Here is a 26306-nt window from a genome sequence, read left to right as displayed (position 1 = left end):
ATCTAACAAAATTAGCGGGAATTTTAACCAAAGCAACCGCTAATTTTTCACATAAACAATTATCAAATATAAAAAAACAAAAAACCGACCAAAAATTCTATTAATTATAGAATTTTTGGTCGATTTTTCTATAGCTGGTTAGTTTTTTCCCAGCCACTTTTTTAGGAGTAGGATGTAACTGGTTATGCCAGCTACGTTTTTCATTACTTTGGGAGGAGTATATGAAAAAGAGGTTTATACATTTGGTATGTGGTAACTATAACTGATGTTTGTGAAAAATGCATGAACAAAGTCTTATAAAACTTTGAATCAAACATTACAGTTGTTTAAGAAACGTCACGTTATTTCAGGCCGGGACGATTGTCTTTGATTTTCACAACAACGCGAAATTGCCGTTCTGGATGTGTTTCAGTGTTGACCAGTTGAATTTGTGCCTCAAAAATATCACCGTGTCCGTAATACAAGAAAGTACTCATTTGTGAATTCCGGTCCTTAGGGACATAGCCTAATTTTTTATCGTGGTACATGACTTTAATGGCTTCCGGATCATATGGATTATCCGGCTCACCCACTAAATCCACACGAGTTCCAAGATGCAGTTCATTAATCACTTCAAGACCATCATAGTAAGTAAATCCGGCAATGTGAAAGTCTATTAAATGACGACTGGGCTCCCATTTTGCATCCCACATTTCTTCATCAAGTAATTGATGAGTTTCATTTGAATCCATTAAAATCACGCTCCTAATTATTTTTAGCGGTCTGAATAGTACTTAGTATATTCATCATCATCGTTATCTTCAGCGTCTGTATGATTCCAATTATCATAATCAGTTCCATCAATCGACTTCCCTGCAAGATCAAAATCCTTATCATCTTCATCTCCAGGATAATCTTCATGTTCAATTTCACGTCGTTGAATTTCGATATCGTCTTCCAAAGCATCGAATTCGTTCGGATCTTGTAACAATTCAGGATCAATTTCATCATGTTTCATTAAGGCATTGAAGACCATCACGGCCTGATCATAAGTCCAATCACTTGTATTTAATCCTTGTTGATCTAAATCCGCCATGGCCTCATCTAAAAATTCATCAGTTTCTTCATCATTCAAATTATGATAATCCGTAGTGAGAAAAATCGCCGGCAATACAATTCCCACTGGCCCAGAAATCGGTGTAGCTGCTGGAGGCGTCAGTGGTGTGATGTTTGGTTTTGGTTCATTGTTAGCTGAATCCCCAGAAAATTTATTTTCTCCATGAAAAATTTGTTTCCATGAGCGATAGTTCTCTTGCCCACGAAATCTTTTATCACGATAGGCCTGAACAAAAAATGCCACTCCACAAATAAATACGATGATTTTTAAAATAGTATTCACAACTATCACCTCAGCGTAATTGTACCGCTTACATCAACATAAAGATAGAAAAAAAGAAGATGATTACTCATCCTCTTTCTAATACCTTCTTACCAGCAGTTAAAATACTCCCGTACAAGCCTGCAGCTAATTTGCCAGCAGCTTGCGTAAGAATTGGTCCTATTATTGGTATCAGTACATCGATATCAATAGTCCAAGTGACCATTGTTCCACGTGAAACTTTCTCGAATTTCATTTCAGTAAAGTCTTGTTTCACTGGTAGAAATGATTTCAACACCCGGTACTGAATTATTTCATTAGGCACAAACTCAGTAATTTCTTCTTGATACCATCCAGCTAACATAAAAATATTGCGCACTGCCCCTACTGTATAGTTGTTGCTATCACGCCATTTTGAGCTGAACACCCATGGTGCTCTGGAAAAGTTATTGGAGTGAGCCATCCAATCAAAAGTACTTTCCACCGAGGCACCAATCACCTGTTTAATTACAATTCGTTTTGTCATTATTATTCACCAAACTGCTTTTCCCAATCAATCGCGCCATCTGAAATAGCATATGCTTCCAATAAATCCGACATCGGAATTTGATTTAACTCCGTCAAAAAAGCCTGATCTGCATTCTGCAATGCTTCAAAAATTTTATCTTCGCCTTCTTTGACATGCTCGACGTTGTCAAAAAGGCGATTACCAATGTGGTTAAACTTAATTTCAGCGTGATTATCTTGAACCGCGCGATAAACATCCCCGAATGAAATTTGATTAATGGGGCGATTCAAAACAAATCCACCTTCTTTTGAGGCCACTGAATTAATCACATCTGCGACCACTAACTTACGCAAAATCTTCTTTAAGTAAGAATCTGAGACTTGTAACGTCTTAGCTAATAAAGAACTTTTTAACGGTTTGTGGCCTTTTTGCAGGGCCAAAATGACCACCACGTAGACTCCTTGTTCCGTACTTTGATTTAATTTCACAGTATTGACCTCTAATATTTGAAAAGCTGTATCGCCAAATCAGAAACGACCTCATTGACATCAACAGGTTTCATATTTTTTGCAAACAACCCAAAGAATTTCAACAGCGGAACCATTTTGGTCATAGAGTCCTGTCGTCCATTTCCATAAACTAACGTTGGTTCCACATAGGCTAAAGGTATCGAGCTAGTTTTTAACAATTGAATTGCTTCTGCTTTGATATTAACAAATGATTTAGCTCCTAACACTCCACCAATCATTCCCATTGCTTTAACCTGTTTTTCTTCGGCTAACCGTTTCATTAACTCAACGGGTTGCATATTGATGGCCCGTAATTGAGTCGCGTCCTTTTCTGGCCGACCGATGAAATCAACAATATAGTCAATTTGATCGGGCAAACTATTTTTGACAGCGTCATAGTCATTCAAGTCGACAGCAATGTTTTCAATTTGTGGCTTACTTAAACTATTTTTACCTGATCTTGACAATACTAAAACGTCAATTTATGGATTCATGCCAACAATTTTTTCCGTGAAGTTTCTGCCCAAGTATCCATTGCCACCTAATAGTACGATATTCATAATTATAATCTCCATTCATCCACTTTTTATTATCTATGGATATTTTATTGTAGATGAATAATAAAGTCAATTAATTTGTCTTCTTTATGATTGAACCCGTTGATCTCATCTTAGACACTTTACTATCAACTTCTGATTGAAGTCGAGCGCTAACCCAATTATGCTTGTTGTGAAATAAATAACAAAGGAGTAACTAATTATGAATGAAAAAGTTGCAATCGTCACTGGTTCAACCATGGGTATTGGCTTAAGTATTGCTAAACAGTTGTCAGAAGATGGTTTCAAGGTGGCGGTAACTGGACTAACGCAAGAAAGTGCCAATGAAATTGCCCAAACGATTCCTAATTCCAAAGGCTACGAATTACATGTCGAAAACAAACAACAAGTTTTTGACGTTGTGCATCAAGTAGTTACGGACCTTGGTCGACTAGATATCATTGTGAATAACGCTGGTATCACCAAAGAAGTCACAGTGGCCGACATGAGTGAAGCCGACTTTGATCAATTGTGGAACGTCAATGTTAAGGGCGTTTTATTTGGAATGCAAGCCGCTGCTGAGCAATTTAAGCAACAACAATCTAAGGGAAAAATTATCAATGCCGCCTCGATTGGGGCCTATTCTGTCGCCGAAAAGCATGCTGGCTATTCGGCTACCAAATTTGCGGTTCGTTCATTGACTCAAGGCGCTGCAAAAGAATTTGGTGCGGATAATATTACAGTTAATGCATATTGTCCTGGATACGTGATGACCCCGATGATGGAGAATATTCTCAATCAGTATGCCCAACAAAACGGCACCACTGTCGAAGAAGAAATTGCCCGCGGTTCACAACGAATTGCTCTGCAACGCCCCGCCACACCACAAGATATTTCTAACCTAGTCTCATTTTTAGCTAGTGATAAAGCAGATTACATTACTGGCCAAGCCTACATTGTTGACGGTGGTGTGATTTATAAATAACTACAGATTTTCTTTAACTCTTTGATTTGGTGACACATGTCGTGAGACTAGTAATAGTCTCGCGATTTTTTGTGGGGTTAAACTGGGTTCTTTTTGAATCCAATACTGCAAAATGTCCAGCAAGCCACTTAAAATCAATTCATGTAGGATGTCTCCAGAAATATTCAAGTCATCATTGGTCGTGATAATTGTTGGTGTAATATAGTCAGATAACCGTTGTCGCATCAATGAAATAAATTTCGCATCCCCATTTGAACTCATTAACCGTTGATACGTATTGAAGTTGGCTTCAATCAATTGGGCAAATTCTAAATAGAATTGTTCTTCTTGAGTTTGATTGTAAGTCTGAATCCAATCAACCGGCACGCTTTTAAAACACTCAATTAAATCGTCAATTAGAGTGTTTTCAATGAAATCTATTAACGCTGGTACATCTTGAAAGTGTAAGTAAAATGTCGTTCGGTTAATTTTTGCCATTCTCACAATCTCAGTAACTTTAATTGAATTAATGGGTTTGGTCTTCATCAATACAAGCGTTGTCTCAATGATTTTGTTTTGCGTATCTATATACATTTGTCGTTTTTGCATGATTTACCTCCCTCGAAATCCTTATTACTTCAACTTTTCCTGTGCTTCTAAAATCAACATTTTTTCTTCTAAATACTTGATACTTGCATCAATTGCTTCTTGTTTAGCTTACAATTGGGTTATTTTGTCCGCCATCAGCGTTAGCCGGGTTGGAATGGTCTCAACCCCTTGATCACGAATTTTGGTATATTCCAAAATTTCGTCTAACGAAAACCCACCGTTTTTTAAACGCCGCACTAAGGCTACATGCTCCAAGTCTGCTTGATCATAAAGCCGTAAATTACGAACCCCACGTTGAAGTGACCCCCCGAGATTGGACAACAATCTCGGGGGGTCACTTCAAGCTTTAGTTTGTATTCAGTTAAATCATTAATGCGCGATTAACTTGATCAGATGTGTAATCGTGCCACTTTCCATAATTATCATAATTCCTAAACCAATATAAATAATGGCCATAATCCAGTCACCAAACTTGTCTAGAAAAGTTTTTACAAAACTGACTTGTGATGATTTATCACCAATCCACACTAGTAAGTAGATACATATGGTGAATACAATTAGCGTGACAATTATTTGGCTCATAGTCAGTGAAACAAAGTATGGTACGAATAATCCAATATTGTCAGCACCACAAGAAGCCACAGTAATGAGTGCGACAGTTGAAATTAAATTCTTATCTTGACGATCTTCAATTTTTTGACTAACTTCACTCGCTTCATCTTCGTCACCAAAAATGTATTTCAACCCAAACATAATGGGAATAATACCTAAGAATCCCAGAATCCATTTAGCTGGGACGTAGTGCAAAACAAATGCAAAAAACACGCTAATTGCGATTAAAGTGTATGATCCTAAAAATTGGCCAATATATATTTGCCGGCGGTGCTTCGCTGAACGATATTTCGAAAACAATAGCATCAGGATTACGACCAAATCAATGGCTGTTGAGGCATAGATAATAATATCCGTGAGAATTAATTGAATCACTGCGTAACCTCGTCGGAAACGGTAATTTTACCCGTATCCTCAGCTAGGCACCACGCACGTTCAAGTAAGATTAACGTACAATCATCAACAATTTGATATTTAATGAAATTTCCATCACGATTTGGCTTAATAATATTTTGGCTAACTAACGTTTGTAATTGGTTTGATACTGCTTGAACTTTCATATGCAACAAAGTCGCAATATCCCCCACTGATAAGTTTGGTTCTCTGACCAACGCGTGCAAAATTTTTAATCTCGTATCATTCGATAGCACTTTAAACAGTGATACCACGGATAAGGCTTGATTTTCATTGATTAAATCACGTTCGGCCAAGCTTGGCTTCTCTGGACAACAATCTTCGTATGTCATTTTTAAAATTTCCTTTCGTCTTTATCTATTACACTATAACATGTAATAGTTTGACAGTCGACTACTTTTGGAAAATCGTAATGCAAATAATTACCCAGGAAATTTATGTGTGGTTGTTTGATACGCGCTTAACTAATTAATTCCTTCGATTAACTAAAAATACCGTCTATTCAAAAATAGAATAAACGGTATTTTTTCGTTAATGCTTTAGAATTGAACAATTAGTTTCGCACTCTTTTATTCAAATACAAACTGATTATGATACAGTTCAGAATAAAATCCACCGGCAGCGACAAGTTCATGATGATTACCCTCTTCAATCACTTGGCCATCTTTTAGGACAACAATCTTATCTGCATTTAAAATTGTTTTAAGTCGATGAGCAATCACAAAGGAAGTTCTTCCTTCAATGGCTGCATCCATTGCCCATTGGATTTGTTGTTCCGTCACAGTATCGACATTTGATGTTGCTTCATCCAAAATTACAATTTCAGGATCACTTAGAATCGTTCGAGCAATCGAAACTTGTTGTTTTTGACCCACGGAAAAAGCAGACTCGCTATCATCAATTTGAGTTTGGTATTGGTCTGGCAATGACATGATGAAATCATGAATATGTGTCATTTTAGCAACTTCCATCATTTCTTCATCAGTGGCATCAGGTTTACCGAACTTAATATTGTCAGCAATCGTACCAGTAAATAGAACAGATTCTTGTAATACGATTCCGACCTTAGATCTTAAGCTATCAAGATCAAACTCGCGAATATCAGTTCCGTCGTACTTAATAACGCCACTACCAACATCATAGAAACGATTCATAAGATTCATGACTGTCGTTTTACCAGAACCGGTTGGCCCGACTAAGGCCACCATTTGGCCTTTTTCAACATCAATATTGACATCTTTTAAAATTGGTTTGCCAGGATCATAGCCAAAGTCAACATGTTCAATCTGAATACCGGTCGACATTTCTCCAAATTGCTTCCCATTAACGGGACGAACTTCTTCTTTTTCATCAAAGAGAACATTCAATCGAGTTGCTCCGGTCACCGCCAATTGTAATTGGCCGAATGATGAAGAAATTTGCATGATTGGATTGTAATATTGTTGCGCATATTGGATAAAGGTTACCACAAGACCAAGTGCAGCAGCCGTTGATAACGAACTATCCTGTAAGGCAATTTTGGTACCCATAAAAATCACTAATGCGGTCGTTAATAATGAAAAGCCATTCATTAATGGGAAAATCATCCCCGACCAAGTTTGTGCTGCGAAAGTTGATTTTTGAACTTTTTCATTTTGCTTTACAAAGCCATCAATCGCTTCTTGTTGTTGGCCTTCAACAATAATCGCTTTTTGACCCGAAATTTTCTCATCCATATAAGCATTCAATTCACCAACTTCTTGTTGTTGGCGATCAGTATACTTCTTGGCTTGAATGATAATAATCACGGCAGCTAAAACAGCTACTGGGGTCGTCGAGACAGTCACCCAGGCCATACTTACATTCTCATGGAAAATCATGAAGACAATCCCGATGAATAAAGCAAAATTAGACGCCACGTTCACGGCTGCTTGATTCAAAGTATTTTGAATGTTATCTAAGTCAGAGGTGAAACGAGCTAAGATATCTCCATCGGCATGAGAATCAAAATACGCAATCGTTAAACGTTCGATTTTAGCGAAGAGGCCCTTACGCATCCGATTTGTGGAATGTGCGATAATCCGCGTGAACAAGATGGTGTAAAGTAACTGTGCTACCCCAGTCATTACATAAAACGCGAGTAGTTTCCACATCGCCCCAAAGAAATCATTTTTATTGGGCGCGACAGATACGGCTGCTTGATGCAAACTATGAATCGACGTCCCAGACGGAAGGCTTGAAATAATGCTTTGAGCCACATTACCATCTGTTAAAGATTTCCAATTTGTTGGCATGGCTGCCATTTGTTGAAGGCTGTGAATGCTAGTTCCTTGAGGTAAGCTTGATAACACAGCTTGTGGAACATTGGCATCAGTCAATGACTTCCAACTAATGGTGTGCCCAGCGGAGGCGGACATTTGTTGGGCTATTTGCTGTAAAGTATCCTGAGATGTTGCTGCCCCGGCAGCAATTTTTTTCAAAGCTTTAATCGCCTCACCAGAGTGTTGGTGACTAAAAAAGTCAGTCACGTAAGTACTTAAATTAGTAATCGCATCCCCTAAAATTACAGGAGATTTAACTTGTAAATAAGTTGCCACAATAATAAAGATTGCAATTAAGAAGAACGAGAATTTATATTTTTTTAAATACAAGTAAAAGAACTTAATTGCTCGTAATGTATCATTCATATTTTCTAGTCCTCCTGTGCTTTTTGAGTATCGTAAATTTGTTGGTAAACGTCAGAGCTCTCCAAAAGTTCATGATGAGTCCCTTGAGCAACTAATTTACCTTCATCCAGAACTAAAATCTTGTCAGCATGTACGACAGATGAAATCTTCTGCGCAATAATCACTGTGGTAGTGTCTTTTAATTCTTGGTTGAATGCATCTTGAACCAACTTTTCTGAACGTGCATCAAGTGCGGAAGTTGAATCATCTAAAATCAAAATATTAGGATTCTTGATGACTCCTCGAGTAATCGATAAACGTTGCTTTTGACCACCAGAAAAATTATTTCCACGCTCTTCCACTTCTGCATTATAGCGATTTGGGAGACGGTCAATAAATTCGGCTGCCTGGGCAATTTTAGCAGCTCGATTTAAATCGTCTTCGCTTGCATTTGACTTGCCTTGCTTTAAATTATCAGCAATAGTCCCTGAAAAGAGAATCGCTTTTTGTAAGACAATTGAAATTGATTTTTTTAAAGTATTTTGGGACACGTGTTTAATATCTTTACCACCGACACTAACTGTTCCTTCATTTGGATCAAATAGTCGCGGAATTAATTGTGCAAGCGTCGATTTACCAGAACCGGTGGCCCCGACAATCCCGACCATTTCGCCGTTCTTAACTTCAAAACTAATATTTTTAAGTGTCATATCTTCATCATTAGGATATGCAAATGACACGTTATCAAATTTAATTGAACCATCTAAGTCTTCATCTGGCACATCGTCATAAGTCATCGAAGGTTCCGTTGCCAATACTTCTTGAATCCGGTGTGCAGACACAAACCCACGAGAAGCAAACATTGACATCATCCCACCCATGGTAATCGCAAACATAATTTGCATCATATATTGGATAAAGGACATGATTCCGCCTAATTGATCTGTAGCAACTGACACTGAATCCGTGATGTAAGTCGAAATAAATAAAATTGCGCCAAACACAGCTAATTGAGAAATAATTGTAAATGCCGGAACCATGGTAGAAAAAATATATCCAACCGCCAAGTTATGGCCGAATAGTTCGTCAGACTCTTTATCGAACTTACTAATTTGATTTTTTTCTTGCACGAAAGATTTAACCACGCGTGAGCCACGCAAATTATCTTTGGCAATCCCATTAATCTTATCCATTAAGGTTTGGAATGCCATGAAATGTGGACCCATGGCTTTCATTGAAAATGCGGTCACCACGACAATTAACACCACCATCACAATAATAATCCACCATAATTGTGGCATAGTTAAAATTGACAGAACAAAGGCACCAATAAACAAAATTGGGACCCGTATTAATACCTGAAAGACCATCATCAATAACATTTGAACTTGATTCAAGTCATTGGTCATTCGCACTACTAAATTAGATGCGCTAAACTTTTCGACATCTTCATATGAAAAAGTCTGAATTTTTCGAAATGTATTTTCTCGAATATCGGCCGAGACAGATTGTGCAATTTTAGCTGCCGCAATTGTATTGAGCACGGAACCAATTAGTCCCATCACCGCAATTGCTAACAGTCCAAAACCATACGAACTGATTTGATCGACCTTACCATTCGTTGAAAGGCTGGTATCAACCATGACCTTCATAATGCTTTTTAAATATTGTGGTTGCCAGAGCATCGCGGCTACTTGAATAATCATCGTGACCAACGCTGCACAGACGAGTAATTTATACTTACCAATCGCCTTAAAAACCATTTAATTTTCCTCCTGAAACATAAAATCATACGCACACAAACGGTGTCCAAGTGATAAATTCCAAACTCACTTAAGACTAATCTGAGCTGTTTCTCCCAATATTTACCGTCGCATCGCATTTTTCGCAAGTCTTATTACACCATAATAACTGGCACAAGTAAACCTAAACTAGTTAAGTGGTTAATTACCATTACTAAATGGCAAAAATACGCACCCTAATTAACAAATAATCCCCAATTTGACTTAAAAAGTGCTTTTTCTTGACCTACCGCCTGAATCTGGTTTATCACTGACTTGTAAACATTTAGAAGAGAAGTATTGAACATGAAAAAAGTATTAATTTTATGTGGTAATGGCCGTATTGCTCAATTTGCAACACAAAGCTTATTAGACGACAGTAGTGCTGATGTTACATTATTAGTCAGAGATGCCAACAAAGTGCCTGAAAAGCTCCACAATCAAGTCAAAATTGTCGTCGGTGATGTTTCTGATTTACAATTTTTGACCGAAGCCATGGATGGGATCGATTTGGTATATGCTAATTTAGCCAGTAACAGTATCGTTCCATTAGCCGAGAATGTTGTCAAAGCCATCAAAGCTACCAAAGTTCAACAACTGATTTGGGTTTCCACACTGGGAATTTACGACGAAGTCCCTGGAAAATTTGGTGAATTTAACAATACGACGTTAGGTGGCGGTGTCAAAAATAGTTATCTGACGACGTATGCAGATGCCGCTAAATTAATTCAAACTTCTGATGTGAACTACACCATTATCAGGCCTGCTTGGTTGTCCGATAATACTGACGTCGATTATGAAACCACAGAAGCTGATGAAACCTTTAAGGGTACTGTTGTTTCACGTAAAAGCGTTGGTACGTTCATCGCTAAAATCATAGCCAATCCTGAGCCATATCGTGGCCGTTCAATTGGGGTTAACAAACCAAATACCGACGGCGACTCTCCAATGAAATACTAATCTTAATTTTTGTAACTAAAAAGGTTGGAATCAAATTCGCATTTGATTCCAACCTTTTTGAGTATTTTTAAACATCTTCCAATGCATCAATATCTAACAGTCGTACTTGTTTATGATTTTTTTTAATTAATTTCTTTTGTTCTAATAATTTTAATTTACGTGACAAGGTCTCTGGTGTCGTACCTAAAAACGTTGCCAAATCTTTCATTTTCATTGGAATGACGACATTCTCATCATCTGCCACCTTATTTAGGTTTAACAGGTAATTAGCTAAGCGTTCTTCGACCTTCTCCATTGTTAAAAATTGTGATTGCTGCTCAATTTGTTTCATTTTATCTGCATTAATTGACAATAGTTTAAGTGCCAACTCTGGATAGCTTTCGAGCAAATCATGAAAATCAGAATGTTTCAAAATACAAACTTCCGTTTTCTCCAGTGCCTCACCGTATACATTTTCATTGTGAGCACCAAGTAGTGCACTTTCACCTTCATAATCACCTGGTTCAGCAATTCGCATCAATTGTTCATGCCCATTGGCAGACAACTGATAAATCTTCAGATCTCCTCTAGCAACAATCACTAATTGAGCTTCTTCGTTTGGATCAATCACGACTTCCCCTTTTGACAAAGTACGATGACTAACCAGGTCGTTGATGCGCTTTTGGTCTTCTACATCTAACACATCAAACAATGGTACAAGGGTGACACATAAATGATCTTCTTTTAACATACCACGACCCCATTTCCTATTCGTTAACTTTTTGACTGATAATATTAGAAATCATTAACGAATATTATCTAAGTTTCAAAATAACACACTCACTTATTTTTTTAAATCATAACTACTTATTAACTCAAATTGTAACGTAACCTGATTTAAAAATACTTGATACCTATCAAGAAAGTAAATTTTATTTTAAAATAATATCTTCTTTAGCATGAATCAATTGAGTAAGGAAATCACAGTATGGGGTGCTGACACCATATTTACGACCTTTACGCGAAATTGCACCATTAATATAGTCAATTTCAGTCAGTCGGTGGTTCTTAATTAAATCTTGATGCATAGATGGAAAGTGTTCCCCTATCGTAGTACGGTCGTAACATTTCTCTACGAATTCAATCGCTTCTTCAACGTCCAACTGAACATTCTCAAAGGCAGCCACGGCGGCAAATTCTTTAACAATACTAGCCACCATATCGTGTGCATCTTTAGTTGCGCCAAAATCAGCCATATTCACATCAAGAAGCGTGCATAAACCATTCATCGTTCCATTAACACATGCTTTTAAATAAATGGTGTTATGAACATTTTCAGTAAAGTGCGCATTCAAACCAGCCTCAGTTAAAACATCTGCAATGGCAATTGCCATATTTTCTTCACCTGGTGCTAAATTTTGTAAATTGACACTCCCTGCTCCAAAAGATTCGGAGTGCCCCGGAGCAACTAAATTAGCTGTCCACATCGTGTTACCAATAAATATGTTTTTACGACTGACGTGTTTTGCAATTATATCTTCATGGCCAATGCCATTCAATAAGCACAACACTTTGGTATTGTCGTTCATAATGGGTTTCACGTCTTGCAACATCTGATCAAGCTGCATGGCTTTAGTGAACACAATTAATAATTCGACAGTCACATTAGACGGTATTTCTTGTGGTGTAATTATCGGTATCGCGGCATTATGCGTTTGATTATCAATAGTCATTTTCAAGCCGTGCTCACGAATTGCATTGATATGATCAACCCAATTATCAATTAAAACAACTTCATTATCTGCTTGATGTAAGGCAAATCCAAAGCGGCTGCCTAAGGCCCCAGCACCGGCGATTGCGATTTTCATAAGGCGATTTCTCCGTTTCAAAAATATTCTTTTTGCCAGAATATCACGAATTAAGACGTAGGTGTTTAACTCTTATAACATCCTAATCGTCTTCTCATCAAATTCTCGTTATTTCGGCTTAATAGACAAATTTTGCCAACAAAAAAGACCAGCATTAGATTTGCCGGCCCTTCCTTAATTACATCAGCACACTGCACCATAAGATACGGATGCTGATGTCTTAAGTTGTATTCCACTAGTCAAAAGACATCACCCCCTTTTTATTGTGTAAAATATAGCACCATTTACTATCAAATTCAAACAAAAGGTTTGGTCTTGTTTCACGTGAAACAAAGTGGCTGTTATCACCCGCGTTTGATTGACTGCAGCTCTGGGAAAGCTGATAATTTAGACATTAAATTATCACTAGGTATTGACTATGGAATCAAAACATTTTACATATGATACTAAAATTCAACAATCAGAAATCGGCAAAGGCGGTGCCTTTGTGATTTTTCCATTTAATATTAAAGCCATGTTTGATAAAGGTCGTGTCAAAGTGAATGCCAAATTTGATGGCGTCAGTTACAGTGGCAGCGTCGTAAACATGGGTCTCAAAGATAATGACGGGAATGTTTGTTATATTCTCGGTATTACCAAGGCCATTCGCAAGGAAATTGGTGACAACGTAAACGTTGAAGTCGACGTTATACCATAAACTAGCGTTTACGGACAATAAACCAATAATAAGCCAAAATTAGGCCTAAAATAACTGCCGCAATCCAAATTGAACGAATCGCAACTACTTTTTGAATTAATGCGGATGCCAACGCCCCAATTACAAAACTAACAACAATTTTTGTATAAGTCACACCCTTACTCATATCATCAGAACTATTTGCAACGATCCCGCGCGTAAAGCCATTGACCATATTACGAATATTCCCGGTCGTGAAGGTACTGTTATATGTCCGACCATCAATGTGGGTAAAGGCGGAAATTTGCATTGCCATCACAAAGGCCAATGGTGGGGTCACAAGTAAATTGGAGGCACTTGTAGGAATAAATCCCACCACAATACAGACAATAATCTCTAAAACCAAAGGAATCACACGCCAATGTAGTTTAGTTGGTTGTAGTTTATAATTCATCACATTCGTCACCGAAATGCCCACCATAAATGAAAGCATCGTCATTAATTTAATGAACACATTACCCCAATGGCCATCAACCAGATCACTCATGATAAAAATGACATTGCCAGTCTGTCCTGCCGCCATCACCCCACCACGTTGAATAAACGTGTAAGCGTCCATAAAGCCACCAACAAAGGTTAATCCCATGGCGATTTCTTGCAGTTCATAATTCTTGATTGTTGGATTTCTTTCCATTATTCATACCCGTCCTTAAAACTGATATAACTAATTTACCACAAAATAAAAGATCCACGCACAATCGAACGTGAACCTTATCATTGTTATCAATTTTGTAAACTTTTAACTACCTTTTGCTCTCAAGGCATATAAAATCGTAACGGTATCAACGAGTTCTTGCAGCATCGCACCGAAAATTACTGGAATCACCCCAACACTAGCAATTAACATTAAAATAGTACAAATCAAAATACCAATCAACACCGCCTGTCGTGCAATTTTCATCGTATACTTAGAAATTTGAATGACTGCCGGTATCTTAGCTAAATCATCATTCAAAATCACTGCATCAGCGGATTCACTTGCTGCCGTCGCACCGCTCTTCCCCATTGCAATCCCAACGTCCGCAATCACTAGAGAAGGCGCATCGTTTACTCCATCACCCACCATCGCAATTGGATGTTGCGTACTTGGAATTTCATTAAGGACTTTAATTTTCTCCGCAGGCAACCTCTCAGCAAAGACTTGAGTAATCCCAACTAAATTAGCAATCTTATCCGCAATGGCTTTGCGATCACCTGAAATCATGACCAAATTTTTAATCCCTAAGTCTTTCAATTCTGACATCGTCTCTTTAGCTTCAGTCCGTACTTCGTCGGCAAAAGTGATACATCCGATATATTTACCATCAATTGCAACATAAATGGCAGTATCTTGAATCTGTTTGACTTGTTCATTATCAACTAATTTAGCGTTTCCCGCTTGAACCAACTGACCATTCACGGTACCCTGAATTCCCTTGCCCGGTATCTCAGTCATATCGGTGACACTAGGTAATTCTTCAGACACGGCATCTACAACTGATTGAGCCAAAATATGATTGGAATGTTGTTCGACCGCCCCCGTTAAAAATAATAGCTCCTTTTCTGATGTTCCTGCAACAGGTAATACATCTTGAATTTGCAGATTTCCTTGAGTAATTGTTCCTGTCTTATCAAACGCCATGGTTTTGATTTTAGCTAATTTTTCCAATGTAGTACCTGATTTAACTATGACACCACTGACGCTCGCTTTACTCATCCCCGCAACCAATGCAATTGGTGCGGCCAAGATTAATGGACAAGGGGATGCGACCACCAGGACTTCGGCGAAACGAACTGGATCACCGGACAAATACCATGCAGTTCCGGCAATGACGTACGCTAGAATGGTAAATGGAATTGCGTATTGATCAGCCATGCGCACGAAATGGGCTGGCTGTGATTCAGCTTGTTTCACTAATTTGATAATTCCCTGATATTGACTATCCTCAGCAATTTTATCTGCTTCAATCGTTAAGGCTGACTCACCATTAACAACCCCAGATAAAATTTCGTCATTTACTTTTTTATCGATTGGTTTTGATTCACCAGTAATTGAAGCCTCGTCGACTAATGACGCTCCTTCAATAATGTGGCCATCAATTGGAACCACTTCCCCTGGTTTAACCAAAATACGATGACCAATCTTGACTTCATTAATTTCAACATCGGTTATTTCTTGCTTTTCATTTAACAAATGCGCTTTACGTGGAGCTTTCTCCAGTAAGGCTTGTAAATCAGAGTTGGCCTTGGTGGCTGCGTAATCTTCTAAGGCATCCCCACCAACCAACATCAACAACACAATCAAAGCCGCCCAATATTCACCAATCGCCATAGTTGCAACGATGGCAGTGATGGCTAATAAATCCACACCAAAGTTACCTGAGCGAATTGTCTTCACCATATCAATAACCATTAGAATAGTGATAATTGATCCCAATATTGTCACCACAATTTGGGCAATCGAAGGCATTTGAAGGATAAACTCCAAAATTAACGCAATCAATCCAACTACCCCAACTGCAACTAGTCTTCGGTACTGAATTAACTTTTTCATAGTCCCCTCCTTGTGAATATATTATTTAATTCAATTGTAATTGGAATACATTTTATGTACAAGAAAGACGATTGCTAGAATGGTAAATATATTTGATATTAATTGGAAATGGAACTATTATAGTGTCAGGAAGTGAAATATTCATTTCCTCAAAGTGCTTCAAAAGCCGATACTTTTCGTCTAACGAGAGTCACCGCAACTTTTGTCCCACCTACTAAAGAGGTGATTCAAATGGCAAAACTCAGTAAGGAAGAACGTAAAGCTTTGATCGAAAAAGCCACCCAAGAACGCGCCAAACATCCACAAACCAAAAAAGTTTCTGGATTCGCTGAATTGGATAAAGAAGCCGCTAAACTAACCGCCGAAAACTAAGACGAGCTAACCGGCTCCGCATAAAAAACACATCTGTTTCGTGCAGATGTGTTTTTTTGATATTAACGTAAAACTGAACGAGCAATCATCGACAACGTATGACGTTTACCACGAATTGCTTGACTCATCGTGTAGATATTTTCGACGGGCGCCACTCCTGAAAAACCAGAATCACCAATATGTTGGATGTCCACTCCACATATTTTATTTCTAATTGCCATGTTTTCAATGACACTTGTTGAACTTCCTTCTTGAGACGTACCGATTGCTGAGCAAACTAACGTATCATGCAGATGTGCCAATTGAACGATGCTTGTTAAATCTGCTTCAGTAAAACCTGGTACCGTGCCAACTGCGGGTACTAGTACCACATCTGCCCCAGCTTCAATAAATTCGGTGATTGATTTTACATCGCCAATTGGTTCATCAACACCAGCTGAGTGCATCTTTCCAACCATAATAATACCCGGGAAATATTGCTTGGCTTCTTTTAACGCTTTTACAATGGCCGCATTGTCCGTTCCAACTCCCGGATTCCCAGTTAATAAAATAAAATCGAGGCCTAAGCTTGCCGCAGCTTGAAATGTTTCGACTGTGGCTTATCGACCTGGAGTTAACTGTTCTTGATTACTCATTAACTTGGTGTCTTTCGATAAAGGCTCAAGATTCGCCCCCACTGGGCGGCCAACCAAATTACGTAATCTATTTACGGCGTCAGAATGAATTTTCGCGGTTTGTAAAGTTTCTTCATTTGGATAAAGTCCTAAAATACGTGGATTGAAGACATCAAAAATATTCAATAATATTAAATCCGCCCCAGCTGACTTAGCCACTTCCGCATCAGTAATATCACCAACCAACGGTTCTTTAATGACAATTGTTTCTGATAAAATGACCCGTCCTTCTGATGCTTTAATACTTTGTTTCAGTTCACTAGCATTGAATCCTAAAATATCACTTGCATTACAACTAATTAATCGTTTAACCGTCATTCGGATTCTCCTTTATTAAGTCAGCAAACAGTACATTCCTTACCGATAATATAGGTTTACTAAAAATAAATGTCAATTAATTTTTAGTTTTTGTTGACAAGCAACAAAAACGAGATTATTATGTTGCCTATCAACAAAAATAAAAAAGAAGGCTTTAAAAATGAAAATAATGATTATTGGCGCATCACACGCCGGCTATGAAGCAGCGCAAGCAATTCACGAAACGATTGTCGATGCTCAGATTGATTAGTTTGACACTGCAGACATCTAACATTCAGTTAACTGGGCAGAACAAAGAGGAGCAATTAACAATCCTGCTGTCAATCAAATGAATCGCGAAGAACTAGAAACTCATCATATCCATGTCCACAGCTTTTATGAAGCAACGGCAATAAATCCTACGAACCATAGCGTACAATTTGTCAACGTTGTAGACGTAGCAACAGAAAGCTTTAATTATGACAAATTAATCATTGCCACTGGTGCACATGCATTCAACTTACCAATTGCTGGCAATGATTTAGATAACGTTGCGACTCTTCGCCACGGTAAGCAGCATCAACTGATGGCAACCGTCAAACAAGCTAATATAAAAAATATCGTCGTTGTAGGAGCTGGTTATATTGGGATGATGGTCAGTGACCAACTCAGCCAGTTTGGAAAAAACGTGACGATTATCGACGTCAATGACAGACCTTTGTCAACTTATTTGGATGCTGACTTCACTGATATTTTGAACGACCATATGCGTGAAAAACAAATTGCATTTATCCCAAATACCAAAGTTGAGTCCTTTAGTGGAAATGTCCAGCATCAAGTAACTGCCGTTCAAACTAATCATGGTGTTTTCGATGCTGACTTAGTTTTCGTTTCTGCCGGTACGCGACCAAATACCGCTTGGATTGGTGACGCATTAGCAACTAATGAGCGTGGATATATTCTCACTGATGACTATTCAAAAACGAGCAATAAAGATATTTTCGCTATCGGTGATTCAACTGAAATTTTATATAATCCGACTCACCAACGCATGAATATTTCATTAGCCAGTAATGCCGAACGGCAAGCACGAGTCGCCGTTCGCAATTTATTTGAACAAACAAAGCCAATTCACGGCGTACATGGTTCAAGCGGTTTACAACTATTTGGTGAATTATTCGCCAGTACTGGTTTGAACACTTTGACGGCGGGCCGTAGTGGCATTGACGTTGAATCGACTTATGTTGAACAAGTCAATGCAATGCCCGGCTTCTCTAAAGAACCAGCACAAACCGTTAGATTTAAATTATTTTATGCGCCCAAATCACATAAAATATTAGGTGCCGCCATTATGTCTACGGCCAATGAAACACAACAAATTAACATTATTTCCGTGGCCATCCAAATGGAAATGACTCTAAAACAACTGGCCGATGCAGACTTGTTTTTCCAACCTAAATTGACTAATCTTTGGAATGTGATCAACGTCGCTGCCATGAGAGCGTTAAATAATTAACCTAGTTTGCCTATGAATGGATTATAATGAAACTATCAATTCATTTCAGGAGAAGACAGAATGACTGAAGATTATTATTCAACGATTTCGAATCAATTACACAAAATTCGCGAACGTAACCAAGACGTTGTTAATGAACATCGTAAATTGGCCCTAGAACTTAATGACCCTAAGTTACAAACAATAGCCGAAAACATTTCTATCCTTGGGTTGCACATTTTATCATCATTGGAGGATGAGCCATTAACCGGCATTGAGCTCGCTAACTTGCTTGAAGCTACACGGGGTGGCATTTCACGGGCCGCGAAAACATTAATTGAATATCAGTTAATCCAATCCTTTCAACCACACGACGACAAGAAAAAAATCTATTATCGTCTAACGGCCGATGGTGCAAATCTTGCCCAGGCACATGATGAAATGCATCATAAATTAGAAATTGCTTTTCGAAATCAAATTTTAAAAGGTTTATCGATTGAAGATCAGCAAGTTATTGTTAAATTTTTAGATAGTTTTATCAATTTCCGTCCGAATCCGTAAGTAAAAACAGCCAGGCAAATGCCTGGCTGTTTTGTTTCATGTGAAACTTATTTTGCTAACTTAAAAATCATCACTTAAGCTTGCCACTTCTTGATTACCAAATTGCTCGATTTGTGAAATTAACGCTTGCGCCTTAACACCATCCGACGTTAACTGATATTCATAATCTTCACTACTAAGTAATTTCATGCTTTCTAGCTTACTCAATATAATTAGTAAATTAAACGTTGATATGCCACGAATCGCGTTTCTAACTGCCATAAATGGTTTACTTTCTTCGGTTAAAAATTGTAACACTAACATGTACCACTTATCCGATAAAATAGACAAACCCACTTTGGAGCCAAAACTAATATCACGTACTGTCATTTGAATTCACCCTTAAACGATATTTAACTGTGTCGATAATTTGCTGATTGCGCGTTCCAATGGTCGATTAGTTTCATCTAATTTGGTCAACATAATCGCCCCCTGCAGTGTAGAAATAATATATTCTGCCGATATATCTGTATCCCGTATTTCTAATTGCATTAACTTAGCATCCAACGCTGATTCCCAGGTTTCAATTAAATTTTTTAATAACAATCGGTAATCTTCGTCTTTGTTCGACATTTCAATAATGACATTTCCAATCGGACAACCATAATAATGATCTTGTTCTTGATGAAAATCCAAGAGCCATTCAAACATCAATTTGATTGATTCAGTGGCTGGTCGTTGCGGCGCTAAAATTTCGCCAATTAAATCGGCACGCCATTCTTGATCAAGCTGCTCCAGTACATCCATCCCAATTTCTTTTTTAGTATCAAAATAATAGTAAAGTTGGCCTTTCCCCACATCTGCGTTGCGCATAATATCAGTAATAGAAGTTTCTAAATAGCCTTGTTCATAAATCAGGCCTCTAGCAGCAGTAATAATTTCACTTTTTACTTTGTTTTCTTTAGGCATATTAATCAATTCCAATCCTATATCGAATTTTTACCAGTATGCAAAAACCTACCGGTCGGTACAATCAATTTAGCACTAGAATTAACTCAGTTCAAGAATAAACACTTTCCCCTTAACAAATATTGCATAAAAATGGTACTAATCCCATAATTAGATTAGTACCACGTCTGTCATATTCAAATTAGTTATCACTGCAAGCATAGTAACAACGTTTTGGACTAATAATTTGTTCTGACGCTTTCAATGATTTAATTGCCTTGGCTACATCACTTGAACTAAGTTTTGTTGCCGTCGCAATTTCACCACTTTTAAGTGGCTCAACTGATTCTTTTAGGGTTTTTAAAACAATTTCTTCTGATGACATGTAATTGCCTCCTATAGATTTGTTTAAATACTTTACAAAGATACTATAACAAATTACATCAAATGTTTCACATGAAACATTATTCTGATACTACTCGTTCCATTGTACTTAACGCATGCTTTTCTCTTAACATCACGGCAGCGACAATTACTACTATCGTTCCTAAAATTGCAATCAAGATATCAAATTGCATTGCCAACGCGATGCTTGTTTTTGATAACCAGCCAGTAACAATCGGTACCGTAAATGTGGCAATCGAACCAAACATAAAGTAAGTTCCTGTAACAATCCCCTTATGCGTTGGGAATAAACGTAAGAACATATTTAAAGCCACTTGCATCATTCCACTCGCAGCAGTAAACCCAAAGATAAAGGCTGCCACAGCGGAAACCATTTGAACTGTTGTCATACAAATTACGATTAACGCTAGTAATGAAATCAAATTATTCACAATCAACAACAATGATTCAGAAACTTGTCGACGCAAGAGCGCAAAGACAATGACAACCCCTGAAATTGACCCAAGACTATACAATGACAATAGCCCATGGGCAACTAGCGAGCTATAACCCAATTCTTTTGTCGAGTACATCGTGATCCATTGAGTAAACAAAATCATCACTGCCATTGAAGAGTAACCGTAAATTGATAACGCGCCACTAGCAATCCATTTTTTAGCGCTCGAAATGTTGCCTTCACGAACAACCCCTGTTTGATGTGCCTGATTGCGATGAGGAAATTGGACCCGCGTTACTAAAATTAAATTAATCACTAATAATGCAACAGGCAACATGAATGACCAGCCAAACCACATTGATTTAGCTTCTAACATCGTGACAAGCAATGGCAAGACGAATTCTCCAAGAGACATTGCGGCTTTGATGAAGACGTTTGATGCACTTTCTTTACCGCCCATTTCCATAAATGTTGGGTACGTCCCTGAGTCTAACCCCGAGTTAGCTACCCCAGCTAAAATAGAGAGGACGTAGGCTACTTGGATATTGGGTGCAAATGGAATACCAGTAAAGAAAATCAAGTAAGTTCCCATACCAATATAAATCAAGAGTTTACGCCCAAATCGATCTGATAAGTAGCCAAACGTAAAGTACGCTAACAAGCGACCGATTCCAATTCCCGATACAACATAAGAAACCGTTGCAATTGGCGCGTTCCACAGATGTCCTAACGACGCCATGTTTTGTGCTAAAATAATTAGTCCAAAACCATGAATAATATAATTGATGTATAACGATAAAGATAAATGTAATTTCATTTTGTTTGTCATATTTTCCACTCCTCATTTTTTCCAAGAAAAAAACCAGCTAGAGAGTTTCCTAGCTGGTTTGTATTTATCCGTGAGTGGACAATGACAGTTTCAGCTAGGACTTCACGTCTAGCTGGCACATCAAAGGATGACTAAGCTTTAGACGCAAACGCGTTTGGTTGCGTTCGCATCAAAGCTGCGAACGCTAACTAAAGTAATAGCCAAAATAAAAATTATTAACTTGAATTAGTTTCTTTGTCATACCATTGTTCCTCCTGTGATTTCGTTATTATTAAAACACAATAAGAAACTGCCGTCAATACTCATTTAATTTTAATGTTTCCTTTTAGTACGCTTCACGACGCATACTTTCAATTCTAGTAAGCAATACATCGTTTTTATTTATTTTTGCAAAAGCTTGCGCGTCATTGAGTAATTCATCAATCACCTCTGTTGGCTGCTTGGTAGCTTTTGCATTTTGTGCCTGTCGAAAAAGAATTCGAGCGACATAATAAGTCACATGATTTTTCGCACAGACATTATAACCATATTCGAGCAGTGAATCACTAATTTTGTAGTCACTGACATGGGCAAAATACTCGGCAGTATAAAAAATCATGTTTAGCGCTCGCCAAATTGACTTATCATCAATCAATAGTAGTTCGTATAAGCCTGAAAAAACTTTTTGAAAGTAGAATTCAGCTTTCTCAACAGATCCAGAGCGACTATATGTCACTCCAATTCCTGTGTACGCTAACTGCGTAAAAATCGTTCGATGTTGTTCGTCTAAATTATTAATGATTTGATCAAAATAATAGAGTGTATCAACCACATTTGCGTCAGTCAAAGCTGACAAAAAGCCTTTTACAAAATAATATTGTAATTGACTATTTGTATTTAACAACTCTGGTTGAACTTGCGTAAGGCTTTTTTCTGCTTGGGCATATTCACTAGTAATCAAGGTGAACTCTGCCTGATCTAAAATTTTAGTTTGTTCTGTTTGAGACTGTAGCTGAATCGGAAAAATATCATCCAGTGTAAGTCCCAATCTCGTACATAATTTCAGTAAAATTCGAATGGCAGGAATTTGTTCGGAATTTTCAAATTTACTCAAAGTTGCTTGCGTACAAATACCATCACACAATTGTGATTGTGAGTAACCTAATTCTTTTCTCGTTTGAATAAACAACTCAATATTCATAATCAAATACTTCCGATATCATTATTATTAATGACTTCATTCTATCAGATAAATAGTTATAATACACTATTCCAGTTGAATATATTCACTGGATTTGCTTAAATCGATTATCTGGGATGCCATAAAAAAATGAAGCGATGCCATGATTAGTGGCTTCACTTCATTTTTTGGTTAACCTTCTGAGGCTCCAGTATCTGCATCCGTTGCAGGAATATCTGGTTTAACCTCTGCTTGTGGTGCAGGCGTTTCTTCTTCTGACGCACCTGTATCGGCATCAGTTTGCGGTGCTTTAGGAGCTTCTGAAGCTCCAGACGTGACATCTAAGCCTGTAACTGGTGGAATCCTTTTAGCCGTTGGATCATCAACTAATTTTTGGCCTGTGACCGCAAGATAGTATTTAATCATAGGCATAATATCCAATACCCATTCATTTACTCCACGATAACGCCCGTTTTCATCACGCATCGCTTTATAATAATGCATAATGTGCTTATCTGGGCCATTACCAGGAACTGGCATACTAACTAAATCAGTTCCATTTCTCAAAGCATGGATAACTTGTTTAACATGATTTACCGCACGGCCAGGATGAACGTTGGATAATGGATCTCCAGCTTGTCCTGGTTGACGTGGTGCCAACATTTTATTGGCTGGTAAGTAGTGATTATAGTAAATAAATTGATTATTATCATCTGCGTACGTCAATTCCATTGGCATTGAATTTAAGAAGTAATTCAATTGGTTAACGGTTAAAATTCCTCGATCAAGTTTGACATATGTCCGACCATCCACAGCGTGAACCTTTTCAGCAGCGCGTTCAACCCAATCTTCTGCCTTCATATCGACACCATCAATTGTCGTATTTACTTTGTGGTTCGATTCTAGATCTTCATCAAGATAATTCTTTGGATCTGGAGTATCTAACAAATCAATCACCTTCACATAATGTAAGAATTTTTCAAAAATTGAATCTAAGAATTTAACTGTGCCAGCATCTTTCAGATTGCCCTCATCATCAAAAGCGTGTTTGGCGTCTGATAACAAGAATTCGTTACTTGGCATCACGTATGCATTTACACCTGGTGATTCCATAATTTGTTTCAAGTGTAGCTGTGCTCGAGATGAGCCTTGTCTGTGGTATGAAGCACCGACAATCCAAACTGGTTTGACTTCGAATGGATGTAATTTAAATGATAACCATTCAATGACATTCTTCATTGCTGCCGGTACAGTATGGTTGTGTTCTGGCGTTGCTAAAATTACACCATCAGAGCTGAAAACTTTTTGGTACAACTTTTGTACAGCCACTGAATCACTTAAATCCTCATCCTGGGTAAAAACAGGAATATCATCAATATCTAAAACTTCAATTTCAACTTCATCTTTGTAGTGTCTGGCAATAAAACGAACCAGCATTCTGTTATATGATTGCTCCCCAATGGAGCCTGCAATTGCGACTAATCTCATTATTTTACCTCCCCAGAATTCGAACCTTCATCCCAAGAAAAACTACTCATTTTGGCTGCATCATCGTCGTGAGTATGGTTTAACTGTGCTGAAATGTCGATAAACTCATCAAAATCAACAAACAAAGAATCTAACCATTTTGCCTGTGTTTCATCAATTAAAAAGCCGTCGTTATTAAATGCTTTCAATGAATTTGATAGTAAAAATTCAGAGCTTGGCATCACACGTGCTTTGATTTCCGGTGAATCCAAAATTTGACGTAATTGTGCTTGTGCTCTTGATGCACCAAGGTTACCAAATGATGCCCCTGTAATTAATACCGGTTTGTCTAACAATGGTTGAATCCCATATGACAACCAAGCCAATGCACTGGATAAAATTGCTGGAATGGCGTGATCATATTCAGGCGTGGCAATGATTACACCATCAGCCGCCGTAATTTTTTCTGCCATATCTTTAGCTTGTTGTGGGACCGTCATTTCGACTGTTTTCTTAAAAATTGGTAGACCTGCAACTTCAACTAATTCAATTTCAACATCATCCTTGTAACGCTTTTTCATATATTCCAACAATCGACGATTAGTCGATAATTTCGAGTTTGATCCAACAATAGCGATATATTTTTTCATGAAACACCCTTCTTTCAATTAATTAACTCGTTAACGACGTAGTCAGCTGAAAACTTTCAGTCAAACCACTTGTTACTTCAACACTTAAATCTCGCTTAATAAATATAGCTTCAACACCTGGCTCTGCTTCAATCAACTCTTTACCGTGGTCAATTCCCTGATAAAAAGCAATCGTCGACCAGATTTCACCATCAATTGATTGATTGCTAACAATCGTGACACTGGCCAAATCATTCGCAATTGGATACCCAGTCAATGAATCAAACATATGATGATATTCGTGACCATCAATCACCAATTTCCGTTCATAAATTCCTGAAGTGCCAATGGATTTTTCTGGTATGTGCAGAATACCAATAGGGATATGTCGATCTTTAACTGGATTCTGAACCCCGACGTTCCACATCTGATTATCATGAATACTGTTTCCCACCAGCAAAACATTTCCACCTAAATCAATAATGCCAGTCTGAACACCATTTTTAATCCACATTTGCTTCACTGCGTCGGCGATATAGCCCTTCGCAATTCCACCTAAATCCAGTTCCATACCGGTAAATTTTAAATAGACGCTATGCTCTTCATCACTTAATTCAATCGCATCCGGATTAATCAACTGCAAACAGTGCTTAATCGCCTCTTCACTAGGTTTATTCGCTCCATCAAATCCAATTTTCCAAAGCTTAACCAATGGACCAATGGCAACGTTAAATCCCAAGTGCTTACGACTAACTTGAACAGCCGTTTTAATTAATTCGTACGTCGACTCTGACACTTGTACTGGGGCAATTCCGGCTTGATGATTAATATTCATCACTTCGGATTGATCTCGATTAACAGTCAAAGTATCCTCATAACGGTTAATCATTTGCTCTGCTTGTTGCAATTGGATTTGATTCGCTGGCGGCGCAACCGAGAGCGTAATTACAGTCCCCAAGCCTCGAAACTTTTGCTTTATTAATTCTATAATTATCGCCTCCATTGATTGCCGTTATTATAGTCGAACCAAAACCGTTTTCAAAC

At 37.9% G+C, this 26306-nt stretch carries 29 protein-coding genes and 1 pseudogene; 6 read left to right on the top strand and 24 right to left on the bottom strand.

The features are described 5' to 3' along the window. Window positions 1-341: 341 nt before the first annotated feature. The 5 genes from FFM59_RS01535 to FFM59_RS01515 form a co-directional block, all read right to left on the bottom strand. Window positions 342-731, bottom strand: a complete 390-nt coding sequence (locus tag FFM59_RS01535) for an HIRAN domain-containing protein (RefSeq protein WP_371858069.1) — start codon at window positions 729-731, stop codon at window positions 342-344. 23 nt (window positions 732-754) lie between these two features. Further along, window positions 755-1378: a hypothetical protein gene (locus FFM59_RS01530; protein WP_137601300.1), complete on the bottom strand. Its 624-nt coding sequence runs from the start codon at window positions 1376-1378 to the stop codon at window positions 755-757. A 67-nt stretch (window positions 1379-1445) separates the two neighbouring features. After that, window positions 1446-1883 carry an SRPBCC family protein gene (locus tag FFM59_RS01525; protein WP_137601299.1) on the bottom strand — a complete coding sequence of 146 codons (438 nt, stop codon included), beginning with the start codon at window positions 1881-1883 and terminating at the stop codon, window positions 1446-1448. 2 nt (window positions 1884-1885) lie between these two features. Continuing rightward, on the bottom strand, window positions 1886-2353 hold the full coding sequence (locus tag FFM59_RS01520) for an Rrf2 family transcriptional regulator (RefSeq protein ID WP_137601298.1): 468 nt from the start codon (window positions 2351-2353) through the stop codon (window positions 1886-1888). An 11-nt stretch (window positions 2354-2364) separates the two neighbouring features. Next, a complete protein-coding gene (locus FFM59_RS01515) occupies window positions 2365-2841 on the bottom strand; it encodes a Rossmann-fold NAD(P)-binding domain-containing protein (RefSeq protein WP_307722415.1) in 477 nt (158 codons plus the stop codon). 292 nt (window positions 2842-3133) lie between these two features. Here FFM59_RS01515 and FFM59_RS01510 point away from each other — a divergent pair, with 292 nt between their 5' ends. Continuing rightward, window positions 3134-3895 (top strand): glucose 1-dehydrogenase, encoded by a 762-nt coding sequence (locus FFM59_RS01510; RefSeq protein WP_137601297.1) that lies wholly within the window; start codon window positions 3134-3136, stop codon window positions 3893-3895. Here FFM59_RS01510 and FFM59_RS01505 read toward each other — a convergent pair whose 3' ends face one another. The 6 genes from FFM59_RS01505 to FFM59_RS01480 form a co-directional block, all read right to left on the bottom strand. Then, complete coding sequence (locus FFM59_RS01505) at window positions 3896-4483, bottom strand: TetR/AcrR family transcriptional regulator (protein WP_137601296.1); 588 nt, start codon at window positions 4481-4483, stop codon at window positions 3896-3898. 108 nt (window positions 4484-4591) lie between these two features. Then, complete coding sequence (locus FFM59_RS01500; RefSeq protein WP_137601295.1) at window positions 4592-4807, bottom strand: MerR family transcriptional regulator; 216 nt, start codon at window positions 4805-4807, stop codon at window positions 4592-4594. 45 nt (window positions 4808-4852) lie between these two features. Continuing rightward, the gene (locus tag FFM59_RS01495; RefSeq protein WP_137601294.1) at window positions 4853-5470 is read right to left on the bottom strand and encodes a CadD family cadmium resistance transporter; all 618 of its coding nucleotides are present in this window, start codon (window positions 5468-5470) and stop codon (window positions 4853-4855) included. Then, window positions 5467-5841: an ArsR/SmtB family transcription factor gene (locus tag FFM59_RS01490; RefSeq protein ID WP_137601293.1), complete on the bottom strand. Its 375-nt coding sequence runs from the start codon at window positions 5839-5841 to the stop codon at window positions 5467-5469. Before FFM59_RS01490 ends, FFM59_RS01495 begins: the two co-directional genes overlap by 4 nt. A gap of 237 nt (window positions 5842-6078) precedes the next feature. After that, window positions 6079-8175 carry an ABC transporter ATP-binding protein gene (locus tag FFM59_RS01485; protein WP_137601292.1) on the bottom strand — a complete coding sequence of 699 codons (2097 nt, stop codon included), beginning with the start codon at window positions 8173-8175 and terminating at the stop codon, window positions 6079-6081. Between the two features lie 5 nt (window positions 8176-8180). Continuing rightward, a complete protein-coding gene (locus FFM59_RS01480; RefSeq protein ID WP_137601291.1) occupies window positions 8181-9917 on the bottom strand; it encodes an ABC transporter ATP-binding protein in 1737 nt (578 codons plus the stop codon). 324 nt (window positions 9918-10241) lie between these two features. Between FFM59_RS01480 and FFM59_RS01475 the strand changes: the two genes are divergently transcribed. Next, a complete protein-coding gene (locus tag FFM59_RS01475; protein ID WP_137601290.1) occupies window positions 10242-10895 on the top strand; it encodes an NAD(P)H-binding protein in 654 nt (217 codons plus the stop codon). Window positions 10896-10962: 67 nt separating this feature from the next. On the opposite strand, the gene FFM59_RS01470 is transcribed toward FFM59_RS01475, so the two are convergent. After that, window positions 10963-11625 carry a Crp/Fnr family transcriptional regulator gene (locus FFM59_RS01470; protein WP_137601289.1) on the bottom strand — a complete coding sequence of 221 codons (663 nt, stop codon included), beginning with the start codon at window positions 11623-11625 and terminating at the stop codon, window positions 10963-10965. A gap of 181 nt (window positions 11626-11806) precedes the next feature. Further along, complete coding sequence (locus FFM59_RS01465; protein WP_137601288.1) at window positions 11807-12742, bottom strand: 2-dehydropantoate 2-reductase; 936 nt, start codon at window positions 12740-12742, stop codon at window positions 11807-11809. A 418-nt stretch (window positions 12743-13160) separates the two neighbouring features. Here FFM59_RS01465 and FFM59_RS01460 point away from each other — a divergent pair, with 418 nt between their 5' ends. Beyond that, a complete protein-coding gene (locus tag FFM59_RS01460; RefSeq protein ID WP_137601287.1) occupies window positions 13161-13439 on the top strand; it encodes a DUF1905 domain-containing protein in 279 nt (92 codons plus the stop codon). 1 nt (window position 13440) lies between these two features. Here FFM59_RS01460 and FFM59_RS01455 read toward each other — a convergent pair whose 3' ends face one another. Beyond that, complete coding sequence (locus FFM59_RS01455; protein ID WP_137601286.1) at window positions 13441-14112, bottom strand: YoaK family protein; 672 nt, start codon at window positions 14110-14112, stop codon at window positions 13441-13443. 105 nt (window positions 14113-14217) lie between these two features. Beyond that, window positions 14218-16011, bottom strand: a complete 1794-nt coding sequence (locus FFM59_RS01450; RefSeq protein WP_137601285.1) for a heavy metal translocating P-type ATPase — start codon at window positions 16009-16011, stop codon at window positions 14218-14220. A 231-nt stretch (window positions 16012-16242) separates the two neighbouring features. On the opposite strand from FFM59_RS01450, the gene FFM59_RS09980 reads away from it, so the two are divergent. Next, window positions 16243-16383, top strand: coding sequence for a hypothetical protein (locus tag FFM59_RS09980; protein WP_170175896.1), 141 nt, complete (start codon window positions 16243-16245; stop codon window positions 16381-16383). Window positions 16384-16445: 62 nt separating this feature from the next. Here FFM59_RS09980 and FFM59_RS01445 read toward each other — a convergent pair. Then, a pseudogene (locus tag FFM59_RS01445) lies at window positions 16446-17375 on the bottom strand (DUF7916 family protein). Window positions 17376-17679: 304 nt separating this feature from the next. Between FFM59_RS01445 and FFM59_RS01440 the strand changes: the two are divergent. Both FFM59_RS01440 and FFM59_RS01435 read left to right on the top strand, forming a co-directional pair. Beyond that, on the top strand, window positions 17680-18870 hold the full coding sequence (locus FFM59_RS01440) for an FAD-dependent oxidoreductase (RefSeq protein ID WP_307722416.1): 1191 nt from the start codon (window positions 17680-17682) through the stop codon (window positions 18868-18870). A gap of 60 nt (window positions 18871-18930) precedes the next feature. Further along, a complete protein-coding gene (locus tag FFM59_RS01435) occupies window positions 18931-19410 on the top strand; it encodes a helix-turn-helix domain-containing protein (protein WP_137601283.1) in 480 nt (159 codons plus the stop codon). Between the two features lie 60 nt (window positions 19411-19470). On the opposite strand, the gene FFM59_RS01430 is transcribed toward FFM59_RS01435, so the two are convergent. The 8 genes from FFM59_RS01430 to FFM59_RS01395 all read right to left on the bottom strand — a co-directional run bounded on the left by FFM59_RS01430 (window position 19471) and on the right by FFM59_RS01395 (window position 26265). Then, window positions 19471-19779 (bottom strand): winged helix-turn-helix transcriptional regulator, encoded by a 309-nt coding sequence (locus FFM59_RS01430; protein WP_137601282.1) that lies wholly within the window; start codon window positions 19777-19779, stop codon window positions 19471-19473. Window positions 19780-19791: 12 nt separating this feature from the next. Next, window positions 19792-20358 (bottom strand): TetR/AcrR family transcriptional regulator, encoded by a 567-nt coding sequence (locus FFM59_RS01425; protein ID WP_137601281.1) that lies wholly within the window; start codon window positions 20356-20358, stop codon window positions 19792-19794. 181 nt (window positions 20359-20539) lie between these two features. Next, window positions 20540-20722 carry a MarR family transcriptional regulator gene (locus FFM59_RS01420; protein ID WP_137601280.1) on the bottom strand — a complete coding sequence of 61 codons (183 nt, stop codon included), beginning with the start codon at window positions 20720-20722 and terminating at the stop codon, window positions 20540-20542. 79 nt (window positions 20723-20801) lie between these two features. Further along, the gene (locus FFM59_RS01415; protein ID WP_137601279.1) at window positions 20802-22007 is read right to left on the bottom strand and encodes an MFS transporter; all 1206 of its coding nucleotides are present in this window, start codon (window positions 22005-22007) and stop codon (window positions 20802-20804) included. Between the two features lie 325 nt (window positions 22008-22332). Continuing rightward, window positions 22333-23187 (bottom strand): helix-turn-helix transcriptional regulator, encoded by an 855-nt coding sequence (locus FFM59_RS01410; protein WP_137601278.1) that lies wholly within the window; start codon window positions 23185-23187, stop codon window positions 22333-22335. Window positions 23188-23358: 171 nt separating this feature from the next. Beyond that, window positions 23359-24654, bottom strand: coding sequence for an NADPH-dependent oxidoreductase (locus tag FFM59_RS01405; RefSeq protein ID WP_137601277.1), 1296 nt, complete (start codon window positions 24652-24654; stop codon window positions 23359-23361). After that, the gene (locus tag FFM59_RS01400; protein ID WP_137601276.1) at window positions 24654-25283 is read right to left on the bottom strand and encodes an NADPH-dependent FMN reductase; all 630 of its coding nucleotides are present in this window, start codon (window positions 25281-25283) and stop codon (window positions 24654-24656) included. Before FFM59_RS01400 ends, FFM59_RS01405 begins: the two co-directional genes overlap by 1 nt. Before the next feature lie 22 nt (window positions 25284-25305). Beyond that, window positions 25306-26265 (bottom strand): FAD:protein FMN transferase, encoded by a 960-nt coding sequence (locus tag FFM59_RS01395; RefSeq protein WP_137601275.1) that lies wholly within the window; start codon window positions 26263-26265, stop codon window positions 25306-25308. Window positions 26266-26306: the final 41 nt, after the last annotated feature.

This window comes from Paucilactobacillus nenjiangensis (assembly GCF_005405445.1).
GTDB classification, from domain to species: domain Bacteria; phylum Bacillota; class Bacilli; order Lactobacillales; family Lactobacillaceae; genus Paucilactobacillus; species Paucilactobacillus nenjiangensis.
The sequence above is the reverse complement of the archived record's forward strand: the minus strand, read 5'-3'. Positions and strand labels throughout refer to the sequence as shown.